This window comes from Variovorax sp. VaC1, assembly GCF_043658315.1.
Taxonomy (GTDB): domain Bacteria; phylum Pseudomonadota; class Gammaproteobacteria; order Burkholderiales; family Burkholderiaceae_C; genus Variovorax.
This window is the reverse complement of record NZ_JBIGLT010000001.1, coordinates 459486-485133: the sequence shown is the minus strand read 5'-3', so window position 1 is coordinate 485133 and position 25648 is coordinate 459486. Positions and strand designations below refer to the sequence as shown.

Sequence of the window (25648 nt, the reverse complement as noted above, 5' to 3'; positions counted from 1 at the left end):
CGACTTTAGGCCGAAGCGGCCGCCGTTGGTTCCCCGCTCTTGCCGAACGAGAACTGGCCCGGCGACTGGATCGGGTCGGTGGTGACCTCGATCGTGTCCTTCGGCCCGAAGCTCCCGTCGAGCAGCAGCTTCGAGAGCGGGTTCTCGATGCGCTGCTGGATGGCGCGCTTGAGCGGACGCGCACCGAACACCGGGTCGAAGCCGACCTTGGCGATCTCGGCCAGCGCCGCGGGCGACACCTCCAGGCCCAGGTCCATCTTGGCCAGGCGCGCCTTCAGCACCTTCAGCTGGATCGCGGCGATCGATTCGATGTTCTTCGCGTCGAGCGCATGGAACACGACCGTCTCGTCGATGCGGTTCAGGAACTCGGGGCGGAAGTAGTTCTTCAGCTCGTCCCACACCGCTTCCTTGATCTCTTCGGAAGGCTTGCCCACCATGGCCTGGATGATGGGCGAGCCGATGTTGCTCGTCATCACGATCACAGTGTTCTTGAAGTCCACCGTACGGCCCTGGCCGTCGGTCAGGCGACCATCGTCGAGCACCTGCAGCAGCACATTGAACACGTCGGGGTGGGCCTTCTCGACCTCATCGAGCAGCACCACGCTGTAGGGCTTGCGGCGCACGGCCTCGGTAAGGTAGCCGCCCTCTTCGTAGCCCACGTAGCCCGGCGGCGCGCCGATGAGGCGCGCGACCGAATGCTTCTCCATGAACTCGCTCATGTCGATGCGGATGAGGTGGTCTTCGCTGTCGAACAGGAAGCCCGCGAGCGCCTTGCACAGCTCGGTCTTGCCCACGCCCGTGGGGCCGAGGAACAGGAACGAGCCCGTGGGGCGGTTCGGATCGGACAGGCCCGAGCGCGAACGGCGGATCGCATTGGCGACCGCACCGATGGCCTCGTCCTGGCCGACCACGCGCTCGTGCAGCTTGTCTTCCATCACGAGCAGCTTGTCGCGCTCGCCCTGCATCAGCTTGGCGACCGGAATGCCGGTGGCACGCGCCACGACCTCGGCGATTTCCTCGGCGCCGACCTGCGTGCGCAGCAACGTGGGCGCGCTCGACTTGCCCTTGCTCGCCTCGCTGGCCTCGGCTTCCTTCAGGCGCTTTTCGAGCGCGGGCAGTTGGCCGTATTGCAGCTCGGCGACCTTGTTGAAGTCGCCCTTGCGCTTCCATTCCTCGATCTGGAACTTGATCTTGTCGACGTCTTCGCGCACCTGCGCGCTGCCCTGGGCCAGGGCCTTTTCGGCCTGCCAGATTTCGTCGTAGTCGGCGATCTCCTTTTGCAGCTTGCCGATCTCGTCCTCGATCAGGCCGAAGCGCTTCTGCGAGGCTTCGTCTTTTTCGCGGCGCACGGCTTCGCGCTCGATCTGCAGCTGGATCAGGCGGCGGTCGAGGCGGTCCATGACCTCGGGCTTGGAGTCCATCTCGATCTTGATCTTGGCCGCGGCTTCATCGATCAGGTCGATGGCCTTGTCGGGCAGGAAGCGGTCGGTGATGTAGCGGTCAGACAACTCGGCCGCGGCCACGATGGCCGGGTCGGTGATCTGCACGCCATGGTGCACTTCGTATTTTTCCTGCAGGCCGCGCAGGATGGCGATGGTGGCTTCGACGCTCGGCTCGCCCACGATGATCTTCTGGAAGCGGCGCTCCAGCGCGGCATCTTTCTCGATGTACTTGCGATATTCGTCGAGCGTGGTCGCGCCCACGCAATGCAACTCGCCGCGCGCGAGCGCGGGCTTGAGCATGTTGCCCGCGTCCATCGCGCCTTCGGCCTTGCCGGCGCCGACCATGGTGTGCAGCTCGTCGATGAAGACGATGGTCTGGCCTTCGTCTTTCGCGAGTTCGTTGAGCACGGTCTTCAGGCGCTCTTCGAATTCACCGCGGAACTTGGCACCGGCCAGCAGCGCAGCCATGTCGAGCGACAACACCCTTTTGCCCTTGAGCGAATCGGGCACCTCGCCCGCGACGATGCGCTGCGCAAGGCCTTCGACGATGGCGGTCTTGCCCACGCCGGGTTCGCCGATGAGCACGGGGTTGTTCTTGGTGCGGCGTTGCAGCACCTGGATGGCACGGCGGATTTCTTCGTCGCGGCCGATGACGGGGTCGAGCTTGCCGAGACGCGCGCGCTCGGTCAGGTCGAGGGTGTATTTCTTGAGGGCTTCGCGCTGGCCTTCGGCGTCGGCGCTGTTCACGCCCTGCCCGCCGCGCACGGCATCGATGGCCGATTCGAGCGACTTGCGGCTCAGGCCATTTTCTTTCGCGATCTTGCCGATGTCGGACTTGCTGTCGGCCACGGCCAGCAGGAAGAGTTCGCCGGCAATGAACTGGTCATTGCGCTTGATGGCTTCCTTCTCGGTGGCCTGCAGCAGCTTGCCCAGCTCGGGGCCGACCTGCACGATGTCGTGGCCCTGCACCTGCGGCAGCTTCTTGATGGCGGCCTCGGCCGCCTGCACGAGGCCCTGCACGTTGACGCCCGCACGCTCCATCAGCGCGCGGGGGCCGTCGTCCTGCCGCAGCATCGCAACCAGCAGGTGGGCCGGTTCGATGTAGGCGTTGTCGTTGCCGAGCGCCAGCGTCTGGGCGTCGCTCAGTGCTTCCTGAAATTTGGTTGTGAGTTTGTCTTGTCGCATGGTGGTATTCCTGCATCCAAAATAGGGCCGTTCGGGCACGATTCAAGGCTGCCGGCCACGCCGGCGCCCTGGGCATGGGTATTGCACGAGATCCTTCTTTTTGCCCGCGGGCATTTTTCTCTCTCTCGAATGGAGTCGATCATGGTTTTTTCAACGCAGCACGTTCAACCGGTGCGCCGGGCGATCAGTGCGGGCCTGTTCCTGGCCGCTATGGGCCTGTCGGGCCTTGCGCAAGCGCAAAGCGGCACGCCCATCCGCCTGCTCGTGGGGTTCCCGGCCGGTGCCGGCACGGACGCCATTGCACGCACGCTGGGCGAAAAACTCAAGGACGTGCTGGGCGCGCCGGTGGTGGTCGAGAACCGCGCCGGCGCGGGCGGACAGATCGCGGCCACGGTGCTGAAGTCGTCGCCGGCCGATGGCCACACGCTGTTCCTGTCGCATGACCACACCATATCGATCCTGCCGCAGGTGGTCAAAAATCCCGGCTTCAATCCCGCCACCGACTTCGTGCCCGTGGCCGGCTTCGCCACCTTCGCCAACGTGCTGGCCGTCTCGGGCGGCACGCCGGCCAAGAACATCGACGAGTACGTGAAGTGGGTCCGCACCGCGAAGGGCGGCAAGGAGACCATCGGCATTCCGGCGCCGGCGTCGATCCCCGAGTTCCTCGTGAAGATGATCTCGGACAAGTACAAGATCGACGTGCAGCCCGCCCCCTACCGCGGCAGCGCCCCCATGACGGCCGACATGCTGGGCAACCAGATCACGGCGGGCATCGCCTCGGTGCCGGACTTCATCGAGAACCACAAGGCGGGCAAGGTGCGCATCGTGGCCTCCCTCGGCGCCAAGCGCCAGGCCGTGCTGCCGAACGTGCCGACCTTCACCGAACTGGGTTTTGCGAACCTGGAAGACCTGCCCTACTACGGCATCTTCGCGCCGGTAGGCACGCCGCAGCCGATCATCGACAAGTACGGCGATGCGCTGCAGAAGGTGCTGGCCATGCCCGACGTGAAGCAGAAGCTCACGACGATGGGGTTGACGGTCGGCTACGAATCGCAGGGCCAGTTCGCCGGCCGCGTGCGCACGTACACGCAGACCTGGGAGCGGATCATCCAGGCGAGCGGCTTCAAGCCGCTGTAAACGAGCGGAATGGGTGAGGCGGGCACGGTGCGAGGCCCGCCCCGTCACCTGCGTGCCACTTCGAGCCAGTGAGGTGCCTCTACGATGGCACTTCACCGACACGAAGAAGCAGGAGACACCCATGCAATCCACCACCCTCGCCGCCGCGCTGGCCGCCACATTGCTGCTCGGCGCCTGCGGCACCACGGCACCGCGCGTGGCCGCCCCCACCTCACCTGCCGAGGTAGGCGAACTGCGCGCAGGCTCGGGCTACCTCAAGGGCTACCTGCCCGCCGCCGATCTGCCCGACAGCCTCGCGCTGCTGCCGGCGCCCCCGGCCACAGGTTCGGCCGCGTTGGCCGCCGACGGCGCGACCTTCCGCACGCTCACCGCCCTGCAGGGGACGCCGCGCGGCGCGCTGGCCGCGCAGGACGCCAACCTGAAATTCCCGAAGGCGGCCGAAGTGTTCTCGTGCGCGCTCGGCATGCCCATCTCGGAAGAAGCCACGCCGAACCTGAACATGCTGCTTCGCCGCACGCTGGCCGATGCCGGCAGTGCCACCTACAAGGCCAAGAACAGGTACGAACGCACGCGGCCGTTCGTGGTATTCAAGGCCCGCAGCTGCACCCCGGGCGAAGAGGCCGAACTGGCCAAGGACGGCTCTTACCCCTCCGGCCACTCGGCCGTGGGCTGGGCCTGGGCACTCGTGCTGTCGGAGATCGCCCCTGACCGCGGCAATGCGCTGCTGCAGCGCGGCCGCGCCTTTTCGCAGAGCCGCGCCATCTGCGGCGTGCATTGGCAAAGCGACATCGAGAACGGCCGCCTGATCGGCGCGGCGACAGTGGCGAAGCTGCACGCCAACCCGGTGTTCCAGGCACAGATGGCGGCGGCGCAGGCAGAGATCGCCAAGGCGCGCGCCACAGGTGCCGTGCCCACGCGGGATTGCGGTGCGGAAGCCAAGGCACTGGCAACCTCGGAACTGATCGCGCCCTGAGCAGCGCGTGGCTGGGGCCCGTCAGGCCGTGGTGTTCGAAGCCGCGATGCCCCAGCGCGCCAGCGCCGCGTCATCGGCCACGCGCGCATCGACCCAGCGTGCGCCTTCGGGCGTCTGTTCCTTTTTCCAGAACGGCGCCTGGGTCTTCAGGTAGTCCATCAGGAACTCGCAGGCCTCGAAGCTCTGGCCGCGATGGGCCGAGACCACGGCCACCATCATGATCTGGTCGAGGGGCTGCAAGAGGCCCACGCGGTGGATCACGCGCGCGCCGAGGATGTCGAAGCGCTTGTGCGCCTCGTCGATCATGGCCTCGATGGCCTTCTCGGTCATGCCGGGGTAGTGCTCCAGCTCCATCGATGCGATGGTGCTGCCGTCATTGCGATCGCGCACGGTGCCGACGAAGCTGCAGACGGCACCCACGCGTTTGTCGTCGGCACGCAACGCGGCGACCTCTTCGGAGAGATCGAAATCGGCCGTCTGGATCGAAACACGCGCAACGCTCATGTCTGAATTGTGGCATCGCGCTAGACTGCTGCAATGCCTTGTCTCGCCACGTTCTCCCCGGTGCTTTCGCACCCCGAGAGCCGTTGCGCGTGCCAAAGCAGCAAAGCCAAAAAACCAAAGCTCGTCTGACCGGAGCCGAGGTTCCGTCGTCGGATGAGCGACGGAACCTGCCAAGGCTTTGGCCCCTCATGGGTTGCGCGTGCATCGGACGGTGGTTCTTTCCATCGGTCGATTCCTGAAAGGAAGCCTGCGTGCCACAACAACCCACCACCGCCCTCACCCCAGATTTTTCGGGCCTCTGGATTCCGCTCGTCACCCCGTTCCGCGATGGCGCGGTCGATCACGCCGCGCTCGCCGCATTGACCCGCCGCCTCGCCGGCGATGGCGTGGCCGGCTTCGTGGTCTGCGGCTCGACCGGCGAAGCCGCCGCGCTCGACGAGGCGGAGCAACTGGCCTCGCTCGATACCGTGCAAGCCGCCGCCGGTGGCCTGCCCATCGTCATGGGCCTCTCGGGCTATCACCTGGGCAAGACGACGGCCTGGGTGCGCAAGCTCGCGGAGCGCCCGCTGGCGGCCCTGCTGGTGCCCGCGCCGCACTACATCCGCCCCTCGCAGGCCGGCCTGCTCGAATGGTTCCGCGCCATCGCCGACGCGAGCGCGGTGCCGGTGCTGGTCTACGACATTCCCTACCGCACCGGCGCGACGCTTGCGCGCGAGACGCTGCTGGCGCTGGCCGACCACCCGCGCATCCGCGGCATCAAGGACTGCGGCGGCGACATGGCCAAGACGCGCGCCGTGATCGCCGATGGGCGGCTGCAGGTGCTGTCGGGTGAAGACCACCAGATCTTCAGCACGGTGGCCGAAGGTGGCGTGGGCGCCATCGCGGCCAGCGGGCATGTGCAGACGCGGCGCTTCGTGCAGGTGCTGCGCCTGCTGGCCGACAATCGCATGGCCGAGGCGCGCGCCGAATGGCAACCGCTGCAGCCGCTGGTCGAGATGCTGTTTGCCGAGTCGAACCCGGGGCCGCTGAAGGCACTGCTGGCGCACCAGGGCGCGATGCACGACGAGCTGCGCTCGCCGATGACTCGCGCATCCGATGGCCTGCGCGAGCGCCTCGTTGCGCTCGACGCCCGGCTCAGCCGCCCGTAACCGGCGGGAAAAAAGCGACTTCGCAGCCTTCGTGAAGGGCTGCGGCTTCGTCGCTCATGACCTGGTCGAGCGCCATGCGCACGGCCTTGCCGCGTGCCAGCGCGATGGCGTGCGCGCCGCCACGGGCGATGAGTTCGTCGCGCAGCGCGGCCAGCGTCTGCACCTTCGTCTCGACGGTTTCGCCGCTGCTCGACAGCGCCTCGCGCACCGACGCGAAATAACGGATCTGTACCTTCATGCGATTCAGGACAGCAGCGAGGCGAAGGGAATGAAGTTCACCGTGTCGCCCGAGCGGATCGTGTGACCCGCGGGGTTGTCGACCACGCCGTCGCCCCAGACCATCGACGTGAGCACGCCCGAACTCTGGTTGCCGAACAGTTCGAGCCCACCGGCCGCGTTGCGCCGCGCGCGCAGGAACTCGCGACGCTTGTCGGCGCGCAGCCAATCGAAGTCGGCGCGCATCTGCACGGGCTCGGGCGTCACGCGCGTGGCGCCCTGCAAGGTCAGCAGGAAGGGCCGCACGAGCATCAGGAATGTCAGGAAGCTGGACACCGGGTTGCCGGGCAGCCCCGTCACGTGGCAGTGGCCCTGTCCGCCGCTGCGCGCGATGGAGCCATAGGCGAAAGGCTTGCCGGGCTTCATCGACAGCGACCACAACTGCAACTCGCCCAGCGACTGCAGCGCGGCGCGGATGTGGTCTTCTTCGCCGACCGACACGCCACCGGTGGTGATGATCAGGTCGCTGGTCTCGGCCGCGTGGCGCAAGGCCTCGATGGTCGCGTCGCGGTTGTCGGGCACGATGCCCAGGTCGTTCACCTCGCAGCCCAGCCGGTGCAGCAAGGCGCGCATGAAGAAGCGGTTGGAGTTGTAGATCGCGCCGGGCTTCATGGCGTCTGGCGCCACGTCGCCGGGCATGACCAGTTCGTCACCGGTGGACAGCATGGCCACGCGCGGCTTGCGCGCGACCTGCAACTTGTGGAAGCCAACGCTGGCCGCAAGGCCCAATGCGGCGGGCGTGAGGCGCTCGCCCTGCTTGAGCACCACGTCGCCCGAAGCCACGTCTTCGCCCGCACGGCGCACCCACTGCCCCGCGGCGGGAACGATGGCGATGCGCACCGAGCCCAGGCCGCCTTCCTGCGGCATGGCGGTGGTGTCTTCCTGCATCACGACGGCATCGGCGCCTTCGGGAATCTGCGCGCCGGTGAAGATGCGCGCGGCAGTACCGGCTGCGAGCGGCGTGCCGACGGTGCCTGCGGGAATGCGCTGCGCCACCACCAGCTCGGCGCCGGGCGCGGCGCAATCGGCCACGCGCACCGCATAGCCGTCCATCGCGCTGTTGTCGCGCGGCGGCACGGTCAGGCCGGAGACGAGGTCTTGCGCCAGCACGCGGCCATCGGCCTCGAAGGTGACGACGCTTTCCGCGGGCAGCTTTGGTTCGGCCTTTGCGAGAAGCACGGTGATGGCCTCGTCGAGCGGCATCAGTGGCGGACGCGAGGACGAGGCGGCGAAGGGAACGGGGGAATCAGCCATGGTGTTCCGGGTTGTACTCGAAGCGGTCGCCGCTGGCGATCAGCCATTGCGCGATGGCCTCGGCGTCATTGAGGTCGAACAGCGGGCGCTCGGTGGGCGACGGCAGGCTGGACGGCGCATCGGTGGCGATGGCGGTCACGAACGGGTCGTCGGTGTACAGCACCGGGCGCGAAGGCTGGCCGTCTTCGGGCAGGCGCCAGACTTCGATCTTGAGCACGTCGCTGTGCCGGAAGCCTTCGACCAGCACCCAGTCGGCGGCGGGATGCAGTTCGGCCAGCAACTGGTGCACCGACAACTCGACCGGCGTCTCGAACTCGCGCATCACGGCCAGCCGCTTGTCGGAGGCCACAACCACCTCGAAGGCGCCCGCCTCCCGGTGGCGGTACGTGTCCTTGCCCGGATGGTCGATGTCGAACTTGTGGTGCGCGTGCTTGACCACCGAAACGCGCTGGCCCAGCCGCTTGAGCACCGGGATCAGTCGCTCGACCAGCGTGGTCTTGCCCGCGCCCGAATAGCCGGCGAAGCCGACGACTTTCATGACGGGGCCCGACCGGGGTCAGTCACAGTTCTGCGCGATGTAGGCCTTCACGGCTTCCGCATCGGCGGGGAGCTTGACCACGCGCTTGGGCAGCGCCTCGATGCCCTCGAACTTCTTCGGGCGCGCGGGTTCTTCGCCCAGCGCTTCGACCAGCGTCTCGGCGAACTTGATTGGCAATGCGGTTTCGAGCACCACCATCGGCACGCCCGGCGCGAGGGACTCGCGCGCGGCCTTGAGGCCGTCGGCCGTGTGCGGATCGACCAGCGTGGCAAAGCGCTTGTCGGTGTCGCGGATGGTGGCAAGGCGGTCGGCGTGCGTGCTGCGGCTGCTCTTGAAGCCGAAGCGTTCGGCGGCATCCTTGAAGGCCGGGTCGACGCTCAGGTCGAAGCGGCCTTCGAGGCCCAGGTCGTCCACGAACAGCTTGCGCAGCTTGGCGGCATCGCGGCCGACCAGGTCGAACACGAAGCGCTCGAAATTGCTGGCCTTGCTGATGTCCATCGACGGGCTCGATGTCTCGTGCGTATCGACGGCCGCGCGCACGCGGTAGACGCCGGTGCGGAAGAACTCGTCGAGCACATCGTTCTCGTTGGTGGCGACCACCAGCGTCTGGATCGGCAGGCCCATCATGCGCGCCACATGGCCCGCGCAGACGTTGCCGAAATTGCCCGAGGGCACGGTGAAGCTGACGGGCTTGTCGTTGCTCGCCGTGGCCTGGAAATAGCCGGCGAAGTAGTAGACGACCTGCGCCAGCAGGCGCGCCCAGTTGATCGAGTTGACCGTGCCGATGCGGTACTTGCGCTTGAAGCCCAGGTCGTTCGACACCGCCTTCACGATGTCCTGGCAGTCGTCGAACACGCCGGTGATGGCGATGTTGTGGATGTTCGCGTCCTGCAGGCTGAACATCTGCGCCTGCTGGAACGGGCTCATGCGGCCGTCGGGCGAGGTCATGAAGACGCGCACGCCCTTCTTGCCGCGCATGGCGTATTCGGCCGCGCTGCCGGTGTCGCCACTGGTGGCGCCCAGGATGTTGAGCTCGGCGCCGCGGCGGGCCAGTTCGTACTCGAACAGATTGCCCAACAGCTGCATCGCCATGTCCTTGAAGGCCAGCGTGGGGCCGTTGGACAGGGCTTCGAGGTACACGCCGTCTTCGAGTTCGCGCAGCGGCACGATCTCATCGGTACCGAACACTTCAGCGGTGTAGGTCTTGGCGCAGATCGCCTTCAGGTCGGCCGGCGGAATGTCGTCGATGTAGAGCGAGAGGATCTCGAAGGCCAGCTCGGCGTACGGCAGGTCGCGCCATTTCGCGAGCGTGGCGGTGTCGATCTTCGGGTACTGCTCGGGCAGGTAAAGGCCGCCATCGGGCGCGAGGCCTTCAAGGAGGATGTCGCAAAAGCGCTTGCGGTCGGGGTGGCCGCGGGTGCTCAGGTAGTTCACGGGAGGGTCCTGTCGTACCGGTTCGTTCAATGTCTTGCTTGCTTGCTTGCGTGCGCGGGCGCCGCCCCTCAGGACAGCTCTTCCTTGCGGATGCGCACGATCGGCTGCAACACGGTGGGCAGCGCCTGCAGCTCGGCCAGCACGTCGTTGACGGTGCCTTCGCGCGCATCGTGCGTGAGGATGATGAGGTCGGTCTGCGTCGAGCCTTCGCCGCCCACTTCGTCGGCTTCGCGCTGCAGCACGGCGTCGATGCTGATGCCGGCGGTGGCGAGCAGGCCCGTCACCTTGGCGAGCACGCCGGCCTGGTCGGCCACGCGCAGACGCAGGTAGTAGCTGGTGACGACCTCGGCCATCGGCAGCACCTTCAGGTCGCTCATCGCGTCGGGGTGGAAGGCCAGGTGCGGCACGCGGTGTGCGGTGTCGGCCGTGTGCAGGCGCGTGATGTCGACCAGGTCGGCGATGACGGCGCTGGCGGTGGGCTCGCTGCCGGCGCCCTTGCCGTAGTAGAGCGTGGTGCCGACGGCGTCGCCATGCACGACCACGGCGTTCATCGCGCCTTCGACATTGGCCAGCAGGCGCTTGGACGGCACCAGCGACGGATGCACGCGCAGCTCGATGCCCTGCGCCGTGCGCTTGGTGATGCCCAGCAGCTTGATGCGGTAGCCGAGCTGCTCGGCGTACTTGATGTCCTGCGCGGCCAGCTTGGTGATGCCTTCGATGTGCGCCTTGTCGAACTGCACCGGGATGCCGAACGCGATGGCGCTCATCAGCGTGACCTTGTGGCCGGCGTCCACGCCTTCGATGTCGAAGGTCGGGTCGGCTTCGGCGTAGCCCAGGCGCTGCGCCTCCTTGAGCACGGTGGCGAAGTCCAGGCCCTTGTCGCGCATCTCGGACAGGATGAAGTTGGTCGTGCCGTTGATGATGCCGGCCAGCCACTGGATGCTGTTGGCCGTGAGGCCTTCGCGCAGCGCCTTGATGATCGGGATGCCACCGGCCACCGCCGCCTCGAAGGCCACCATCACGCCCTTGGCATGCGCAGCCGCGAAGATCTCGGTGCCGTGCACCGCGAGCAGTGCCTTGTTGGCCGTGACCACGTGCTTGCCTGCCGCGATGGCTTCGAGCACGAGCTGCTTCGCGATGCCGTAGCCGCCGATCAGCTCGATGACGATGTCGATGTCGGGGTTGGCGATGACTTCGCGCGCATCGCTCACCACCTTGACGCCCTCGCCGGCCACTTCGCGGGCACGGGCGGTGTCGAGGTCGGCCACCATGGTGATCTCGATGCCGCGGCCGGCGCGGCGCTTGATTTCTTCCTGGTTGCGCTGGAGCACCTTGAAGGTGCCGCTGCCGACCGTGCCTGCGCCGAGCAGGCCTACTTGGATGGGTTTCATTGGGAGAGTCGCGTTCATGGTTTGGATGGGGTGGTGGACGATGCGCCCACGATGCGGCTGACGTAGCGGGGCAAGGACCAGGCGCCGCCGGGGAAGCCGCGGCACATGCTGTCCATCGTTGCGCTGGTGCGCACGAAGTCCTTGCCGTTGAAGTGCCAGGTCTCGACCGACATGCAGTCGCCGATGCCCCGGGTCTTCATGGTGGAGGTGACGCTGGCGTCCTTGCCGTCGTAATCGCCGCTTGCATCGATGGCCACCGGCGCATAGGGCGGCTTGTCGTTGGCGATCCAGAGCAGGCTCGTGGAGTTATATGCACCGACGTCGCAACCGAGCGACAGCAGCACCTTGCTGTCGCTCAGGCGGTCGACCTGCACTGATGTCGCATCCACCTTGTCCGTGCTGTTGCACAGGCTCTGGGCATCGTTCAGGTTGAGAGCTGGAAAGATGCGCGCGGCCAATGCGTCGTCGCCGGGGTGCTTCTTCGGCGGTGTGATCGTGTGCACGACGGGCATCGGTACCGACGGCAATACGGAAGACTCGGGATTGCTGCCGCGGCGCACCAGCGCGCCGGGGGTGCCGATGCGGCCCTGGGCTTCGTCCATCTTCAGCAGCACGGCGTTGAGGCCGGCAAGCGAGAGAGCCCATTTCCTGCCGCCGCCGGCAGTGACGGTGGCTTCGTCGCTCTTGAGCAGTTCGGGGAGGATCGTGCGGACCTGGCCGGCATCGAGCTCGGAGTCGCTTCCCTGGAGCCCCGAAATGCTGGCCTTGCCGACCTTGAGGCGGACGGCACCCTTGACGTCGCTCTCGCCGCCAAGCTGGAGCTGAATCTCGATTGCCGTCGCCGGGCCCGCGGCGCGGGTGATCAGCATCGACACCGGTGCCGAGTCGCCGCGGTCAACCTGGTAGCCCGCCGCGCGGCAGGTGCGCGTGTTGTCGCAGACGATCTCCCAGTCGTTGTGCGAGAACGCCACCGGGTCCTTGCCTGCGGCTGCCACGGACAGCGCGGCAAGCGACAGCGCCGCAGCGGCGATGCACGCGGATTTCATGGCTCCGTCTTGCGGCGCACGCGGTACTGCTCCAGGAACTTCGCGATGCGGTTGATGGCCTCGCGCAGATCGTCTTCATGGGGCAGGAACACGATGCGGAAATGGTCGGGCGTGGCCCAGTTGAAGCCGGTGCCCTGCACCAGCATCACGCGAGTTTCTTTCAGCAGCTCGAGGAAGAACTGGCGGTCGTCCTTGATGGGATAGACCTCGGGGTCGAGCTTGGGGAACATGTAGAGCGCGGCGCTGGGCTTGACGCAGCTCACGCCCGGAATGGCGGTGATCAACTCGTAGGCCAGATCGCGCTGGCGGCGCAGGCGACCGCCTTCGCACACGAGGTCGTTGATGCTCTGGTAGCCACCGAGCGCCGTCTGGATGGCCCATTGGCCCGGCACGTTGGCGCACAAGCGCATGTTCGAGAGCATGTTCAGGCCCTCGATGTAGTCCTGGGCAGCGCGCTTGTCGCCCGACACCACGAGCCAGCCGGCGCGGTAGCCGCACGAACGGTAGCTCTTGGACAGCGAGTTGAAGGTGAGCGTGAGCACGTCGGTCGACAGGCTGGCGATGGCGGTGTGCTTGACGCCGTCGTACAGCACCTTGTCGTAGACCTCGTCGGCAAAGATCACGAGGCCATGCTCGCGCGCGATGGCCACGATGCTTTTGAGCAGGTCGTCGGAATACAGCGCGCCGGTCGGGTTGTTCGGGTTGATGACCACGATGCCCTTGGTGCGGGGCGTGATCTTGGCGCGGATGTCGTCCAGGTTGGGCATCCAGCCATTGGCTTCGTCGCACAGGTAGTGCACCGGCGTGCCGCCCGACAAGCTCGAGGAGGCGGTCCACAGGGGGTAATCGGGGGCCGGCAGCAACATTTCGTCGCCGTCGTTGAGCAGCGCGTTCGTGGCCATGGCGATCAGTTCGCTGGCGCCGTTGCCAAGATAGATGTCGTCGAGGGTGACGCCCGCAATGCCCTGCTTCTGGGTCTCGTGCATCACGGCCTTGCGCGCGGCGAAGACGCCCTTGCTGTCCGAGTAGCCCGCCGAGGTCGGCAGGTTGCGGATCATGTCCTGCTGGATTTCTTCGGGTGCATCGAAGCCGAACACGGCGAGATTGCCGATGTTGAGCTTGATGATCTTCTGGCCGTCCTCTTCCATCTGCTTGGCGGCGTCCATGATGGGACCGCGGATGTCATAGAGAACGTTGGCCAGCTTGGCCGATTTCTTGAGCTGCTTCAAAGGGCCCTCCCGGGCGCGGAGTTGGTGGGTTCTTACTCGAAGTCAAAGGCCCTTGCGAGCCCCGTGGCACTAGGGAAAACCTATAATTTGACCACAGTTCCCAGCGCACCGATGAAGCTCCAGCCCGACAAATCCGACGCCCAGTCCCTCACCGCACACGGCCCTGGCTGGGTGGCAATCAACAACGAGAAGGTCGAGGGCAGCGTGGTGGTAGGTTCGCGCGGCGAACGCTTCGAATGGAGCTGCGCCCGCTTCGAAGAGCTCGGCCCCGAGCATTTCGCGCAGCTTGCGTCGCTAGGTGCGGAATTGATCATTTTCGGCAGCGGAAAGCGCATCCGCTTCCCCCAGCCCGCCTGGCTCCAGCCCCTGATGGCCAAGCGCACCGGCGTCGAGACCATGGACACCGCGGCGGCTTGCCGGACCTACAACATCCTGGCCGGCGAAGGCAGGCACGTGATTGCCGCTCTGCTGGTCGAGAGCCCCGACCCTGACTGAGAGAGGTCTTTTCGGGGTAAAATACCGGGTTGCGAACAGGCCAGCTACCCAAAGTTAGCAACGACCAATCCTCCATTCATCGAGCAAGCCCGAAAAAGGCTGAGAGGGCTCGAAGAGCGGAATCTAACGGAGAAAACAAGTTTCATGGCGATCGTTGTCAACAAACCCATTCCTGAATTCGACGCCAACGCCACGGGCGGCCTCAAGGTCTCGAATACCTCGCATCTCGGCCACGTGCTGGTCATGTATTTTTACCCGAAAGATAACACTCCGGGTTGCACAACCGAAGCCATGCAGTTTCGCGACCGCTACAAGGACTTCGAAAAGGCCGGCGCCACCGTCTTCGGCGTCTCCCGCGACAACATGAAGTCGCACGACGAATTCAAGGCCAAGCTCGAGCTGCCCTTCGAACTGATCGCCGACACCGAAGAAAAAATGTGCCACATGTTCGGCGTGGTCAAGAACAAGATCATGTACGGCAAGAAGGTCAAGGGCATCGAACGCAGCACCTTCCTGATTGGCGCTGACGGCATCCTGAAGGCCGAATGGCGCGGGCTCAAGGTTCCGGGCCACGTCGACGACGTGCTCAAAGCCGTCAAGGCGCTCAAGAAAGCCGCCTGATAGCCACACTGGCCGCCGGGTTTGCGCTTTTGCACCGCTGCGTGGGGAATGCCCAACGCAACGCGCCAATGAGCAGCCGGCGTGTCATCTGCGGTGTGCATAATGGCTCCATGCCGTTGAGCTCCACGACCGCATCCCCCGAACAAAGCCGCCTTGGTCTTCAGGCGGCTTTTTCGTTTTCTGGTTCCCACTTCCTGCCAGCGATCTGACACATGCCACTGCCTCCCGCCCCCACGAAACGCGCCGCATTGCTCTCGCCGGACGCGCTCGATGCGCCTGCCCGGTCTTCGCACCGGGGTTCGCGCCGCTCCGGCGACCAGCGGGCCGACGAAACCACCGCGCGCAGCCCGCAGCCCCTGGAACTGTTCGACAGCCTCGGCACCGAGGGTGCCGGCGGCGCCGATACCGCACGCCCGCCTCGCCGGACCAAGGCGAAAACCGCCACCCCAAAGCCGGCGAGCGCTCCGCAACAACAACCGCAGCAGCCCCAGGCCCTCGTGCAGGTCGAGACGAAAGTCCAGCCTGCTGCAGCCGCGCCGGCTCCCACCCCGGCACCGCAGGCACCCGTGCGCGCCAAGCGCAAGTCCACCGGCCCGGCCAAGCTGTTCGTGCTCGACACGAACGTGCTGCTGCACGACCCGATGTGCCTGTTCCGCTTTGAAGAGCACGACATCTTCCTGCCGATGATCGTGCTGGAAGAGCTCGACGGCCACAAGAAAGGCACGACCGAAGTCGCGCGCAACGGCCGCCAGACCAGCCGCACGCTCGACGCGCTCGCCGCCGCGCAAGGCGCCGACATTGCCAAGGGCCTGAAGCTCGACACCACCGGCCACCGCGAGGCCGGCGGCAAGCTGTTCTTCCAGACCGCGCCGCTCGACTACTCGCTGCCGCTGAGCCTGCCGCAAGGCAAGGCCGACAACCAGATCCTCGGCGTGGTGCAGGCACTGCGCGACCAGTACGCCAAGGACCAGCCCGACCATCCAAAACAGGAAGTGGTGCTGGTGTCGAAAGACATCAACATGCGCGTCAAGGCGCGCGCGCTGGGCCTGGCAGCCGACGACTACCAGAACGACAAGACGCTCGAAGACGGCGACCTGCTCTACGCCGGCTCGCTGGCGCTGCCGCCCGATTTCTGGACCCGCCAGAGCAAGACGGTCGAGAGCTGGCAGAGCGGCAGCAACACCTTCTACCGGATCAGCGGCCCGCTGGTGCCCAACCTCTACATCAACCAGTTCGTCTACTTCGAGGCGCCCGGCGAGCCGAGCATGTATGCCCGCGTCACCGAAATCCGCGACAAGACCGCAGTGCTCAAGACGCTCAAGGACTACAGCTCGGGCAAGAACGCGGTGTGGGGCGTGAACACGCGCAACCGCGAGCAGAACTTCGCGATGAACCTGCTGATGGACCCGGAGATCGACTTCGTCACGCTGACCGGCACCGCCGGCACCGGCAAGACCCTGATGGCACTGGCCTCCGGCCTCACGCAGGTGCTCGACGACCGCCGCTACACCGAAATCATCATGACCCGCGCGACTGTGAGCGTGGGCGAAGACATCGGCTTCCTGCCAGGCACCGAGGAAGAAAAGATGGGCCCCTGGATGGGCGCCCTGGACGACAACCTCGAGTTCCTGGCCAAGGGCGATGGCGGCGGCGCCGGCGAGTGGGGCCGCGCGGCCACCAACGAGCTGATCCGCAGCCGCATCAAGGTCAAGAGCATGAACTTCATGCGCGGACGCACCTTCCTGAACAAGTACGTGATCATCGACGAGGCGCAGAACCTCACGCCCAAGCAGATGAAGACGCTGATCACCCGCGCGGGCCCGGGCACCAAGATCATCTGCATGGGCAACCTCGCGCAGATCGACACGCCGTACCTGACGGAAGGCTCCTCGGGCCTGACCTTCGCGGTCGACAAGTTCAAGGGCTGGCCGCACGGCGGACACATCACGCTGGCACGCGGCGAGCGCTCGCGCCTAGCCGATTTCGCGAGCGACGTGCTCTAAGCCCTCCCCAGCCCCCCAAAGCCCGCGCTGGCCTTCATCGGTCTGCGCGGGCTTTTTTACGCCCGCAGTGACAGGCTCCTGACAAGACGCTGTCAGGAGGCCAGCCGCACCATCGCGGCTCCCTTCAACGACACAAAGAGAGCCCCGAAATGCAAAACGCCATCAGCTGGTTCGAGATCCCGGTGACCGACATGGACCGTGCCCAGGCCTTCTACGAAACCGTTCTGGCCCGCAAACTGCGCCGCGAGAATTTCGGCGGAGACACGCTGGCCGTGTTCCCCCACGACAAACCCGCCACGGGCGGCGCACTGCAGGCAGGCGCGAATGCCAGCGCACGCGCCGGCAGCGGCATCCGCATCTACCTCGACTGCATGCCCAGCATCGATGCCGCACTCGCGCGGGTCGAAGCGGCCGGCGGGCAGATCGTGGGCCCCAAGTCCGCATTACCACCGGGCATGGGCTTCATCGCCTATTTGCGCGACACCGAAGGCAACGAAGTCGGCCTTCATTCGCTGGAGTGATTCGCCATGGCACCGCGCAACTGGATCGCCGTCGCAAGCGCCGAGCACGCACGGCGCGGTCGCGACCACCGGCCGCTCGGCTTCATGCAGGTGGGCCACGGCAAGCACGCGCCGCTCAAGCGGCTCGCCGCCGGCGACCGCGTGGCCTACTACTCGCCGGCCACAGTGTTCGGCGGCACGGACAAGCTGCAGAGCTTCGTGTCGATCGGCGTCGTGCAGGCGGGCGAGCCCTACGAGTTCGACATGGGCCAGGGCTTCGTCCCATGGCGCCGCGACGTGGCCTACGCCGCCGCGCACGAAGCATCGATCGCCCCGCTGATCGAGCGCCTCGCTTTCATCGAAAAACCCCAGCAATGGGGCTATAAATTCCGCTTCGGGCTGTTCGACGTCACCGACGCCGACATTGCACTGATCGCCCGGACCATGCAAGCCGACCTGAAGGCGCTCGCCCTCTGAGCGCCGCCCTCATCCAATCATCAACACAAGGAGAAGAATCCAATGGAACCCGTTCGCCAGCACCATGACGCCTTCCGCGTTGCAGGCCCCACGATCCGCACGACCAACCGCGAGGAAAACACGCCCGCCACCGCCCGCATCGGCGCGCTCTGGAGAAGTTTCTTCGACGAGCAGATGCCTCGCTTGATGCCTCGCCGCACGAGCGACGCCCGCATCTTCGGCGTCTACTCGGCCTACGAATCGGATGCCCAGGGCGCCTTCGACGTGACGGCCGGCTTGGCCGTCGCTGGCGGCGAAGACAGCGTGGCCATCGAGGCCGGCAACTACCTCGTGTTCAACGGCCAGGGAGAAATGCCGCACATGGTGATCGCCACCTGGCAGCGCATCTGGCAGTATTTCGAGGCGCATCCCGAAGTCGCGCGCCGCTACCGCAGCGATTTCGAAGCCTACGAAGGGCCAGACAAGGTGGCGATCCACATCGGTATTGCATGAGCACAAAAAAGAGCTGGCACGACCGGCTCGCAAGCTACCCTCACCTGCCGAGCGTCAAGGAGATCCCCGTCGCCATGCGCGCTCGCCATGGCGAAGGCACCATCGCCACGCCATCGCCGCAAGAGGTCGAGGCCGCCATGCGCAGCATTCCGGAAGGCCGGCTCGCCACGGTCATGGGCATCGGCGAAGACATCGCGGTGCGCCATGGCACGACCATCGGCTGCACGGTGACCACGGCGATCTTTGCGCACATGGTGGCGCATGCGGCCGAAGAGGCGCCGAAGCCCGAGGGCCAGACGCCCTGGTGGCGCACGCTCAAGGTCGGCGGCGAACTCAATCCCAAGTACCCCGGCGGCATCGAGGCGCAAATGACGAAGCTGGAAGCCGAAGGGCACACGGTCGTGCAACGCGGCAAGCGCTACTTCGTCGAAGACTTCGCGAAGAAGCTCACAGGAACGCACTGATGCGACGCGCCGACCGCCTGTTCCAGCTCGTGCAGCTCATCCGTGGGCGCCGGCTCACCACCGCCGCCTTCCTGGCGCAGCGCCTTGAAGTATCGGAACGCACGGTGTACCGCGACGTGGCCGACCTTCAGCACCAGGGCGTGCCCATCGAAGGCGAGGCCGGCGTGGGCTACAGGTTGGGCGCGGGCTTCGAACTTCCGCCGCTGATGTTCACGCAGGACGAAGCCTCGGCACTCGTGGCGGCTGCGCGGCTCGCCCAGAGCTGGGTCGATCCGGCGATGGCGCGAGACATCGAAACGGGGCTGGGCAAGATCCTTTCCGTGCTGCCGCCCGCGGCACGCGTCTCGGCCGAGGCTCTGGCACTCTACGCACCCGCGCTGGGCCTGGACGACGCCCTGCGCGCGCGGCTGCAGACATTGAGAGAGGCGGTGCAGTCGCACAACAAGCTGCGCCTGGACTACCGCGACGTGTCGGGCGACGCCAGCACGCGCACGGTGCGGCCGCTTGGCTGCTTCTATTGGGGCAAGGTCTGGACGCTGTCGACCTGGTGCGAACTGCGCAACGACTTCCGCGGCTTTCGCCTCGACCGCATGGACGCCATCGCGGTGCTGCCAGAGCGCTTTCGCGACGAGCCGGGCAAGACGCTGGCCGACCTGCTGCGGCAGGTGAAGGTCGAAACGGTCCAGGGCAAGGTGGTGCCGCAAAAGCCGTAGCCTCTCTGCGCGGCGCCTTGCGCGCGAGGCATCAGTACTCTTCGTTGTGGCTGTAGCTGGCCAGGTTCTCGAACTTGGTGATCGGCTTCAGGAAAGCCAGCTTGACGGTGCCGGTCGGGCCGTTCCGGTGCTTGCTGATTATCACCTCGGCCACGCCCGGCTCCTTGCTGTTCTTGTCGTAGTAGTCGTCGCGGTAGATGAACATGATGATGTCCGCGTCCTGCTCGATGGCGCCCGATTCACGCAAGTCACTCATCATGGGACGCTTGTCGGTCCGGCTTTCCACGCCGCGGCTGAGCTGCGACAGCGCAATCACCGGGCACTTGAGTTCCTTGGCCAGCATCTTCAGGCCGCGCGAGATTTCGCCCACGGCCGTCGCACGGTTCTCGTCGCCCGAACTGCTGGTCGACATGAGCTGCAGGTAGTCGACCACGATCAGGCCGAGGCGCCCGTACTGGCGCGCCAGGCGACGCGCATTGGCGCGCAGTTCGCTGGTGGACAGACCCGGCGTTTCGTCGATGTGCAGCGACACGGTGCGCAGCTTCTCGATGGCCTCGGTCAGGCGCGGCCACTCTTCGTCGCTGAGCTTGCCCGTGCGCAGGTGACCCTGGTCGATGCGGCCAATCGAGCCCACGATACGCACCGCGAGCTGCGAGGCGCCCATTTCCATCGAGAACACCGCCACCGGCAGCCCCTCTTCGAGTGCCACGTGCTCGGCGATGTTGATCGCGAGCGAGGTCTTGCCCATCGACGGACGCGCAGCCAGCACGATCATGTCGCCGGGCTGCAGGCCCGAAGTCATCTTGTCGAAGTCGTGAAAGCCGGTGCGAATGCCCGTGATGTCGTTCGGGTTCTCGGCCATCTCGGTCACGCGGTCGAGCAGTTCGACCACCAGGGCATCCATGCTCTGGAAGCCCTGCTTCATCCGCGTGCCTTCTTCGCCGATGTTGAAGATCTTCTGCTCGGCCTCGTCGAGGATCTTGTCGACCTGCTTGCCCTGCGGGTTGAAGGCCTGCGTCGCGATCTCGTCGGCGGCGGACACCAGCTTTCGCAGGATCGATCGCTCGCGCACGATCTCGGCGTAGCGCCGGATGTTGCTCGCGCTCGGCACGTACTGCGCCAGCGAATTCAGGTAGACCAACCCGCCGATCTCGTCGGCCTTGCCAAGGTTCTGCAGCTGCTCGTAGACCGTGATCACGTCAGCGGGCTTGGTCGCATTGATCAACCCGCCGATGGCGGCGTAGATCAGCTTGTGTTCGTGGCGGTAGAAGTCGCCATCGACCAGCAGGTCGCCCATGCGGTCCCAGGCGCCGTTGTCGAGCAGCAGGCCGCCGAGCACGCTCGATTCAGCCTCGATGGAGTGAGGCGGAATGCGCAGTTGGGCGATCTGGCGGTCGGCCGACGGATCATTGTCGGCATAGGAGAAAACGGCGGACATGGACTTCCCTTGCAACCCTGCATGCTAAGCCGCGCACGCTGCTGCGTGTGTGGACAAGGTTGTGAATAAACAGTGATCTTCCGGTGCAATACGCTGGAGAACTTCGGTCGCGGAAAAACAAAAGCCGCCCGAAGGCGGCTTTTTCAACAGCGCACGAGGCGCCGTTCGGGATCAGGCGGTTTCGCCGTAGACCGTGACGGTGATGTCGACCACCACGTCGGTGTGCAGCGCAACGCTCACGGTGCTGTCGCCGACGACCTTGATCGGGCCGTTGGGCAGGCGCACTTGCGACTTGGCAACCTTGTAGCCTTGCTTGCCCAGCTCTTCGGCGATGTCGCCGTTGGTGACCGAGCCGAACAGACGGCCGTCCACGCCAGCCTTTTGCGTCAGCTTGATGGTCGTGCCACCGAGCTTTTCGCCTTGAGCTTGCGATTCAGCCAGCTTGGCGGCCGCAGCCTTTTCGAGTTCGGCGCGCTTGGCTTCGAATTCGGCCTTGTTGGCGGCGGTGGCGCGGCGTGCGCGGCCCGACGGAATCAGGAAGTTGCGTGCGTAGCCGTCCTTGACCTTGACGATATCGCCCAGGGCACCGACGTTGACAACCTTGTCCAGAAGAATGATTTGCATGGTGTCGACTCCTTAGACGCGGTGCTGGTCGCTGTACGGCACCATGGCCAGGAAGCGAGCGCGCTTGATCGCGGTGTTCAGCTGGCGTTGGTAGATCGCGCGCGTGCCGGTCAGGCGTGCGGGGATGATCTTGCCGTTTTCGCTGATGAAGTCACGCAGCGTGTCGATGTCCTTGTAGTCGATCTCTTCGACGCCAGCGACGGTGAAGCGGCAGAAGCGCTTGCGCTTGAACAGCAGCGACTGGGTGTTGCGCTTCGGGCGCTTGTCTTTGTTGAATTTCTTGAACGTGGCCATTTGGGGACCTCTTGTCGAAAATTAATCTTGCTGAAAATCCTGGATGTGCAGGACCGGATGCTTGCCGTTGCCCGGTGTCGCGAGAAAGCCCTGAAAACGCCAGAGACTTCCCATCGACTGCGTTGCGAGCCGTTCGGCGATGGCGCCGAAGGCAATGGCCTTGAGGGCCGTCTTCACCTGCCTGGGCTTTCCCGCCTCCTGGAGCGTCGACTCGTGTTCGAGCTTCAGGTCGATGGCGGGCAAGCCGGCTGGCGTGAATCGCAAGGCTCCGAGTTCGGCAACGGAGGCGGACAGCAGAAGCTGGTTGACCCCGGTTGCCGCAGCGGCAGCAGTCACGCCATCAGTTGTTGTTGGCGGCGTATTCGGCCTGCTGGGCCTTGCGAGCCTCTTCGCGCTCGACCGTCTTCATCATCGACGAAGGACCGGTGTCGGCCTTCTTCTTCTGAACGGTCAGGTGGCGCAGCACGGCGTCGTTGAACTTGAACGCGTGTTCGAGTTCGCCCATCACGGCTTGTTCAGCTTCAATGTTGACGCACAGGTAGTGGGCCTTGTTGAGCTTGTTGATCTGGTAAGCCAGCTGACGGCGGCCCCAGTCTTCAACGCGGTGGATCTTGCCGCCGCCGGCCGTGATCAGGCCCTTGTAGCGCTCCAGCATGGCCGGAACTTGTTCGCTCTGATCCGGGTGGATCAGCAAAATGATTTCGTAGTGACGCATGGCACTCCTTGTGGATTCTTCCGAAGAAGAGGAAAAGCCACCTGCAGCGTCGGGCGCAGTGTGGCAAGGCAAAGCCGGTGATTATAGCCCTGCAATTGCGAATCCGACAAGGCGCTCAGTCGTTCAGGGCCTTGTCGAGGGCTGCAGCCCTCTCCGCGCCGACCGCTGCACGGATCTTGGGTGCCAGCGCCAGCAGGTCGTCGTAGCTCGCCGTGCCCTCGACCTGCAGGTTGAGCCGGAATCCCATCAAACCCAGGCTGCCGGTCAGTTGGGTCGCGATGGGGTAGGCGTCTTTATAGCGCTGCTGCTTGCTGCGGCCGGAAGGCGGCGGCACGGCCTGCGCGGCCGGTTTGGCGCCCTCGGTGGATGCATCGCCCGCCGCTGGCGAGGCTGGCTGCCCGCCCACGGGCTCCAGCACGCCCAGCGCGATCATCTGGTCGATGTCTTCGCGTGCAATGCCCATACCGGCGGCAAGCACATCGTCGACCGAGCGCTTGCCGTCGAACAGGATGAAGGCCGAGCGCTGGCGCGGTGACAGCGGCACCGAACGGTCTTTCAGGGCCTGATGGCCCGCTTCCGTCTTGACAAGAATCATGGTGGTCTCCCGCGAGGTACTGGCAGATCGCCGCGGCGACCGAGATCGCCTCAGGCTGGTTGCCAGGATGCGCCGCCCTGTGAATTGTCACAAGTCTGACACCAGAAACACACTTTGATTCAAAGACACGAAGCCGATACGGGAAATCCCCCGACGGGGATTCCCGCAGCTTGCCGCTCGGCGGGCACCAGATGCCCGCCGCCGGAAGGGCCGGGTCAGCGCTTGGCCAGCTGCTGCCAGGTGTCGATCACGCTGTCGGGGTTCAGCGAGATCGATTCGATGCCCTGCTCCGCCAGCCAGAGCGCGAAGTCCGGGTGGTCGCTGGGGCCCTGGCCGCAGATGCCGACGTACTTGCCCTGTGCCTTGCAGGCCTTGATGGCGCGGCTCAGCATGGCCTTGACGGCCGGGTCGCGCTCGTCAAAGTCGGCTGCCAGCAACTCGAGGCCCGAGTCGCGGTCCAGGCCCAGCGTGAGCTGGGTCAGGTCGTTCGAGCCGATCGAGAAGCCGTCGAAGAACTGCAGGAACTCATCGGCCAGGATGGCGTTGCTGGGCACCTCGCACATCATGATCAGCTTGAGCTCGTTTTCGCCACGCTTGAGGCCATGCTCGCCGAGCAGGCCGGTCACGCGCTCGGCCTGGCCCAGCGTGCGCACGAAGGGCACCATGATCTGCACGTTGGTGAGGCCCATGTCGTTGCGCACGCGCTTCAAGGCCTCGCATTCCATCGCGAAGGCTTCGCCGAAGTCGGCGCTCAGGTAGCGCGCGGCACCACGGAAGCCGAGCATCGGGTTTTCTTCTTCGGGCTCGTAGCGGCTGCCGCCGATGAGCTTGCGGTACTCGTTCGACTTGAAGTCCGACAGTCGCACGATCACCGGCTTGGGCCAGAAAGCAGCCGCGATGGTCGCAATGCCTTCCGCCACCTTGTCGACGTAGAAGGCACGCGGCGAGGCGTGGCCGCGGGCCACCGATTCGACGGCTTTCTTCAGGTCGTTGTCGACGTTCGGATAGTCGAGGATCGCCTTCGGGTGCACGCCGATGTTGTTGTTGATGATGAACTCGAGCCGCGCCAGGCCCACGCCGTGGTTCGGCAGCTGCGCGAAGTCGAAGGCGAGCTGCGGGTTGCCCACGTTCATCATGATCTTCAGGTCGACTTCGGGCATCACGCCGCGCTGCACTTCGGTCACTTCGGTTTCGAGCAGGCCGTCGTAGATGAAGCCGGTGTCGCCCTCGGCGCAGCTCACGGTGACCAGCGTGCCGTCTTTCAGGAGGTCGGTGGCGTCGCCGCAGCCGACCACGGCCGGAATGCCGAGTTCGCGCGCAATGATGGCCGCGTGGCAGGTGCGCCCGCCGCGGTTGGTGACGATGGCGGCGGCGCGCTTCATCACCGGTTCCCAGTTCGGGTCGGTCATGTCGGTGACGAGCACGTCGCCGGCCTGCACCTTGTCCATTTCGCTGATGTTGTGCACGAGGCGCACGGGGCCGGTGCCGATCTTCTGGCCGATGGCACGGCCTTCGGCGAGCACCGCGCCCTTGCCCAGCAGCTTGTAGCGCTGCTCGGCCTTGCCCTGTTGCTGGCTCTTCACCGTCTCGGGGCGCGCCTGCAGGATGTAGAGATGGCCGTCGGTGCCGTCCTTGCCCCACTCGATGTCCATCGGACGGCCGTAGTGTTCTTCGATGACCAGCGCGTACTTGGCCAGTTGCTCCACGTCGGCGTCGCTCAGCGAATAGCGGTTGCGCTGCTCGGCCTTGACGTCGGTGGTCTTGACCAGCTTGCCGCTGGCCTTTTTCTCTTCGGCCGTCGCGAATTCCATCTGGATCAGCTTGGAGCCGAGGTTGCGGCGGATCACCGCGCGCTTGCCGGCGCGCAGCGTCGGCTTGTGGACGTAGAACTCGTCGGGGTTCACGGCGCCCTGCACCACCGTCTCGCCCAGGCCGTAGCTCGAGGTGATGAACACCACGTCTTCGAAGCCCGATTCGGTGTCGATGGTGAACATCACGCCGGCGGCGCCGAGGTCGGAGCGCACCATGCGCTGCACACCGGCCGAGAGCGCGACCACGTCGTGCTCGAAGCCCTTGTGCACGCGGTAGCTGATGGCACGGTCGTTGTAGAGGGAGGCGAACACCTCCTTCATCTTGTGCAGCACGTCGTCGATGCCAACCACGTTCAGGAAGGTCTCTTGCTGGCCGGCGAACGAGGCGTCGGGCAGGTCTTCGGCGGTGGCCGAGGAACGCACGGCGAACGAGGCGGACGGGTTGCCAGCGCTCAGCGTGGCGAAGGCTTCGCCGATGGCCTTCTGCAGGTCGGCCGGGAAAGGCTGGGCCTCGACCATGGCGCGGATCTCGGCGCCGGCCACGGCCAGCGCGCGCACGTCTTCGGTGTCCAGCGCGGCGAGCCGCTTGCTGATCTTGTCGGCCAGGCCGTCATGGGCCAGGAACTGGCGGAACGCGTGGGCCGTGGTCGCGAAACCCGTCGGCACCCGCACGCCCTGCGGCAGCTGCGAGATCATTTCGCCGAGGCTGGCGTTTTTGCCGCCAACCGCCTCGACGTCGGTCATTCTCAGGTTTTCAAACGGTACGACCAGGGCGGTCGCGTCGAAAAGTGCAGACATGGGGAAGCTCCAGAAGTTGAAACCGGTGCTGCATGCAGACGGCGCGGCACG

General features: G+C 65.7%; 27 protein-coding genes. 11 read left to right on the top strand and 16 right to left on the bottom strand.

The window, feature by feature from the left end:
• Positions 1-5 precede the first annotated feature (5 nt).
• A complete protein-coding gene (clpB, locus tag ACGLHS_RS02390) occupies positions 6-2627 on the bottom strand; it encodes an ATP-dependent chaperone ClpB (RefSeq protein WP_394476502.1) in 2622 nt (873 codons plus the stop codon).
• A gap of 141 nt (positions 2628-2768) precedes the next feature.
• Between clpB and ACGLHS_RS02385 the strand changes: the two genes are divergently transcribed.
• Positions 2769-3764 (top strand): Bug family tripartite tricarboxylate transporter substrate binding protein, encoded by a 996-nt coding sequence (locus ACGLHS_RS02385; protein ID WP_394476500.1) that lies wholly within the window; start codon positions 2769-2771, stop codon positions 3762-3764.
• Positions 3765-3885: 121 nt separating this feature from the next.
• On the top strand, positions 3886-4737 hold the full coding sequence (locus ACGLHS_RS02380; protein ID WP_394476498.1) for a phosphatase PAP2 family protein: 852 nt from the start codon (positions 3886-3888) through the stop codon (positions 4735-4737).
• A 21-nt stretch (positions 4738-4758) separates the two neighbouring features.
• Here ACGLHS_RS02380 and ACGLHS_RS02375 read toward each other — a convergent pair whose 3' ends face one another.
• Positions 4759-5241 (bottom strand): molybdenum cofactor biosynthesis protein MoaE, encoded by a 483-nt coding sequence (locus tag ACGLHS_RS02375; RefSeq protein ID WP_394476496.1) that lies wholly within the window; start codon positions 5239-5241, stop codon positions 4759-4761.
• Positions 5242-5492: 251 nt separating this feature from the next.
• Between ACGLHS_RS02375 and dapA the strand changes: the two genes are divergently transcribed.
• Complete coding sequence (gene dapA / locus ACGLHS_RS02370) at positions 5493-6389, top strand: 4-hydroxy-tetrahydrodipicolinate synthase (protein WP_394476494.1); 897 nt, start codon at positions 5493-5495, stop codon at positions 6387-6389.
• Here dapA and ACGLHS_RS02365 read toward each other — a convergent pair.
• The 7 genes from ACGLHS_RS02365 to ACGLHS_RS02335 form a co-directional block, all read right to left on the bottom strand.
• On the bottom strand, positions 6376-6627 hold the full coding sequence (locus ACGLHS_RS02365; RefSeq protein ID WP_394476492.1) for a MoaD/ThiS family protein: 252 nt from the start codon (positions 6625-6627) through the stop codon (positions 6376-6378). The two genes, dapA and ACGLHS_RS02365, sit on opposite strands and share 14 nt — an antisense overlap.
• 5 nt (positions 6628-6632) lie before the next feature.
• Positions 6633-7919, bottom strand: coding sequence for a gephyrin-like molybdotransferase Glp (gene glp / locus ACGLHS_RS02360; protein ID WP_394476490.1), 1287 nt, complete (start codon positions 7917-7919; stop codon positions 6633-6635).
• Entirely contained in the window at positions 7912-8457 is a 546-nt protein-coding gene (gene mobB, locus ACGLHS_RS02355) for a molybdopterin-guanine dinucleotide biosynthesis protein B (protein ID WP_093237019.1), read from the bottom strand. Before mobB ends, glp begins: the two co-directional genes overlap by 8 nt.
• Positions 8458-8475: 18 nt before the next feature.
• Positions 8476-9891: a threonine synthase gene (gene thrC, locus ACGLHS_RS02350; RefSeq protein WP_394476488.1), complete on the bottom strand. Its 1416-nt coding sequence runs from the start codon at positions 9889-9891 to the stop codon at positions 8476-8478.
• 68 nt (positions 9892-9959) lie between these two features.
• A complete protein-coding gene (locus ACGLHS_RS02345; RefSeq protein ID WP_394476486.1) occupies positions 9960-11282 on the bottom strand; it encodes a homoserine dehydrogenase in 1323 nt (440 codons plus the stop codon).
• Between the two features lie 14 nt (positions 11283-11296).
• Positions 11297-12328, bottom strand: a complete 1032-nt coding sequence (locus tag ACGLHS_RS02340; RefSeq protein ID WP_394476484.1) for a DUF1176 domain-containing protein — start codon at positions 12326-12328, stop codon at positions 11297-11299.
• Positions 12325-13557 (bottom strand): pyridoxal phosphate-dependent aminotransferase, encoded by a 1233-nt coding sequence (locus ACGLHS_RS02335; protein ID WP_093237015.1) that lies wholly within the window; start codon positions 13555-13557, stop codon positions 12325-12327. The genes ACGLHS_RS02340 and ACGLHS_RS02335 overlap by 4 nt, the downstream gene beginning before the upstream one ends.
• Before the next feature lie 111 nt (positions 13558-13668).
• On the opposite strand from ACGLHS_RS02335, the gene ACGLHS_RS02330 reads away from it, so the two are divergent.
• From ACGLHS_RS02330 to ACGLHS_RS02295, 8 genes are all read left to right on the top strand, one after another.
• Entirely contained in the window at positions 13669-14052 is a 384-nt protein-coding gene (locus tag ACGLHS_RS02330; RefSeq protein ID WP_394476481.1) for an Mth938-like domain-containing protein, read from the top strand.
• 144 nt (positions 14053-14196) lie between these two features.
• Positions 14197-14673, top strand: coding sequence for a peroxiredoxin (locus tag ACGLHS_RS02325; RefSeq protein ID WP_007830801.1), 477 nt, complete (start codon positions 14197-14199; stop codon positions 14671-14673).
• Positions 14674-14885: 212 nt separating this feature from the next.
• Positions 14886-16676: a PhoH family protein gene (locus ACGLHS_RS02320; protein ID WP_394476479.1), complete on the top strand. Its 1791-nt coding sequence runs from the start codon at positions 14886-14888 to the stop codon at positions 16674-16676.
• A 149-nt stretch (positions 16677-16825) separates the two neighbouring features.
• Entirely contained in the window at positions 16826-17197 is a 372-nt protein-coding gene (locus ACGLHS_RS02315) for a VOC family protein (protein WP_394476477.1), read from the top strand.
• A 6-nt stretch (positions 17198-17203) separates the two neighbouring features.
• On the top strand, positions 17204-17653 hold the full coding sequence (locus ACGLHS_RS02310) for an EVE domain-containing protein (protein WP_394476475.1): 450 nt from the start codon (positions 17204-17206) through the stop codon (positions 17651-17653).
• A gap of 42 nt (positions 17654-17695) precedes the next feature.
• The gene (locus ACGLHS_RS02305) at positions 17696-18145 is read left to right on the top strand and encodes a GyrI-like domain-containing protein (RefSeq protein WP_093237010.1); all 450 of its coding nucleotides are present in this window, start codon (positions 17696-17698) and stop codon (positions 18143-18145) included.
• Positions 18142-18609, top strand: a complete 468-nt coding sequence (locus ACGLHS_RS02300; RefSeq protein ID WP_394476473.1) for an MGMT family protein — start codon at positions 18142-18144, stop codon at positions 18607-18609. The genes ACGLHS_RS02305 and ACGLHS_RS02300 overlap by 4 nt, the downstream gene beginning before the upstream one ends.
• Positions 18609-19322 carry a helix-turn-helix transcriptional regulator gene (locus tag ACGLHS_RS02295; RefSeq protein ID WP_394476471.1) on the top strand — a complete coding sequence of 238 codons (714 nt, stop codon included), beginning with the start codon at positions 18609-18611 and terminating at the stop codon, positions 19320-19322. The genes ACGLHS_RS02300 and ACGLHS_RS02295 overlap by 1 nt, the downstream gene beginning before the upstream one ends.
• Positions 19323-19353: 31 nt before the next feature.
• Here the strand turns inward: ACGLHS_RS02295 and dnaB are convergent, their stop codons facing one another.
• The 7 genes from dnaB to ppsA all read right to left on the bottom strand — a co-directional run bounded on the left by dnaB (position 19354) and on the right by ppsA (position 25597).
• On the bottom strand, positions 19354-20760 hold the full coding sequence (dnaB, locus tag ACGLHS_RS02290; RefSeq protein ID WP_093237007.1) for a replicative DNA helicase: 1407 nt from the start codon (positions 20758-20760) through the stop codon (positions 19354-19356).
• A gap of 171 nt (positions 20761-20931) precedes the next feature.
• Positions 20932-21384, bottom strand: coding sequence for a 50S ribosomal protein L9 (gene rplI, locus ACGLHS_RS02285; protein ID WP_093237006.1), 453 nt, complete (start codon positions 21382-21384; stop codon positions 20932-20934).
• 12 nt (positions 21385-21396) lie between these two features.
• Positions 21397-21678 carry a 30S ribosomal protein S18 gene (gene rpsR, locus ACGLHS_RS02280; RefSeq protein ID WP_007830781.1) on the bottom strand — a complete coding sequence of 94 codons (282 nt, stop codon included), beginning with the start codon at positions 21676-21678 and terminating at the stop codon, positions 21397-21399.
• A 21-nt stretch (positions 21679-21699) separates the two neighbouring features.
• Positions 21700-22014 (bottom strand): primosomal replication protein N, encoded by a 315-nt coding sequence (gene priB / locus ACGLHS_RS02275; protein WP_394476468.1) that lies wholly within the window; start codon positions 22012-22014, stop codon positions 21700-21702.
• Between the two features lie 4 nt (positions 22015-22018).
• A complete protein-coding gene (gene rpsF / locus ACGLHS_RS02270; protein WP_093125029.1) occupies positions 22019-22393 on the bottom strand; it encodes a 30S ribosomal protein S6 in 375 nt (124 codons plus the stop codon).
• Between the two features lie 115 nt (positions 22394-22508).
• A complete protein-coding gene (locus tag ACGLHS_RS02265) occupies positions 22509-22988 on the bottom strand; it encodes a hypothetical protein (RefSeq protein ID WP_394476465.1) in 480 nt (159 codons plus the stop codon).
• 215 nt (positions 22989-23203) lie between these two features.
• Positions 23204-25597 (bottom strand): phosphoenolpyruvate synthase, encoded by a 2394-nt coding sequence (gene ppsA, locus ACGLHS_RS02260; protein WP_093237003.1) that lies wholly within the window; start codon positions 25595-25597, stop codon positions 23204-23206.
• Positions 25598-25648: the final 51 nt, after the last annotated feature.

Coding starts and splice junctions, on each gene's coding strand:
- ACGLHS_RS02340 (WP_394476484.1), bottom strand. CDS start 12,328: ATGAAATCCGCGTGCATCGCCGCTGCGGCGCTGTCGCTTGCCGCGCTG.
- rpsF (WP_093125029.1), bottom strand. CDS start 22,393: ATGCGTCACTACGAAATCATTTTGCTGATCCACCCGGATCAGAGCGAA.
- mobB (WP_093237019.1), bottom strand. CDS start 8,457: ATGAAAGTCGTCGGCTTCGCCGGCTATTCGGGCGCGGGCAAGACCACG.
- rpsR (WP_007830781.1), bottom strand. CDS start 21,678: ATGGCCACGTTCAAGAAATTCAACAAAGACAAGCGCCCGAAGCGCAAC.
- ACGLHS_RS02300 (WP_394476473.1), top strand. CDS start 18,142: ATGAGCACAAAAAAGAGCTGGCACGACCGGCTCGCAAGCTACCCTCAC.
- ACGLHS_RS02345 (WP_394476486.1), bottom strand. CDS start 11,282: ATGAAACCCATCCAAGTAGGCCTGCTCGGCGCAGGCACGGTCGGCAGC.
- ACGLHS_RS02295 (WP_394476471.1), top strand. CDS start 18,609: ATGCGACGCGCCGACCGCCTGTTCCAGCTCGTGCAGCTCATCCGTGGG.
- ACGLHS_RS02380 (WP_394476498.1), top strand. CDS start 3,886: ATGCAATCCACCACCCTCGCCGCCGCGCTGGCCGCCACATTGCTGCTC.
- dnaB (WP_093237007.1), bottom strand. CDS start 20,760: ATGTCCGCCGTTTTCTCCTATGCCGACAATGATCCGTCGGCCGACCGC.
- ACGLHS_RS02325 (WP_007830801.1), top strand. CDS start 14,197: ATGGCGATCGTTGTCAACAAACCCATTCCTGAATTCGACGCCAACGCC.
- clpB (WP_394476502.1), bottom strand. CDS start 2,627: ATGCGACAAGACAAACTCACAACCAAATTTCAGGAAGCACTGAGCGAC.
- ACGLHS_RS02315 (WP_394476477.1), top strand. CDS start 16,826: ATGCAAAACGCCATCAGCTGGTTCGAGATCCCGGTGACCGACATGGAC.
- ACGLHS_RS02265 (WP_394476465.1), bottom strand. CDS start 22,988: ATGATTCTTGTCAAGACGGAAGCGGGCCATCAGGCCCTGAAAGACCGT.
- ppsA (WP_093237003.1), bottom strand. CDS start 25,597: ATGTCTGCACTTTTCGACGCGACCGCCCTGGTCGTACCGTTTGAAAAC.
- ACGLHS_RS02310 (WP_394476475.1), top strand. CDS start 17,204: ATGGCACCGCGCAACTGGATCGCCGTCGCAAGCGCCGAGCACGCACGG.
- ACGLHS_RS02330 (WP_394476481.1), top strand. CDS start 13,669: ATGAAGCTCCAGCCCGACAAATCCGACGCCCAGTCCCTCACCGCACAC.
- ACGLHS_RS02375 (WP_394476496.1), bottom strand. CDS start 5,241: ATGAGCGTTGCGCGTGTTTCGATCCAGACGGCCGATTTCGATCTCTCC.
- ACGLHS_RS02385 (WP_394476500.1), top strand. CDS start 2,769: ATGGTTTTTTCAACGCAGCACGTTCAACCGGTGCGCCGGGCGATCAGT.
- ACGLHS_RS02365 (WP_394476492.1), bottom strand. CDS start 6,627: ATGAAGGTACAGATCCGTTATTTCGCGTCGGTGCGCGAGGCGCTGTCG.
- glp (WP_394476490.1), bottom strand. CDS start 7,919: ATGGCTGATTCCCCCGTTCCCTTCGCCGCCTCGTCCTCGCGTCCGCCA.
- ACGLHS_RS02305 (WP_093237010.1), top strand. CDS start 17,696: ATGGAACCCGTTCGCCAGCACCATGACGCCTTCCGCGTTGCAGGCCCC.
- ACGLHS_RS02320 (WP_394476479.1), top strand. CDS start 14,886: ATGCCACTGCCTCCCGCCCCCACGAAACGCGCCGCATTGCTCTCGCCG.
- rplI (WP_093237006.1), bottom strand. CDS start 21,384: ATGCAAATCATTCTTCTGGACAAGGTTGTCAACGTCGGTGCCCTGGGC.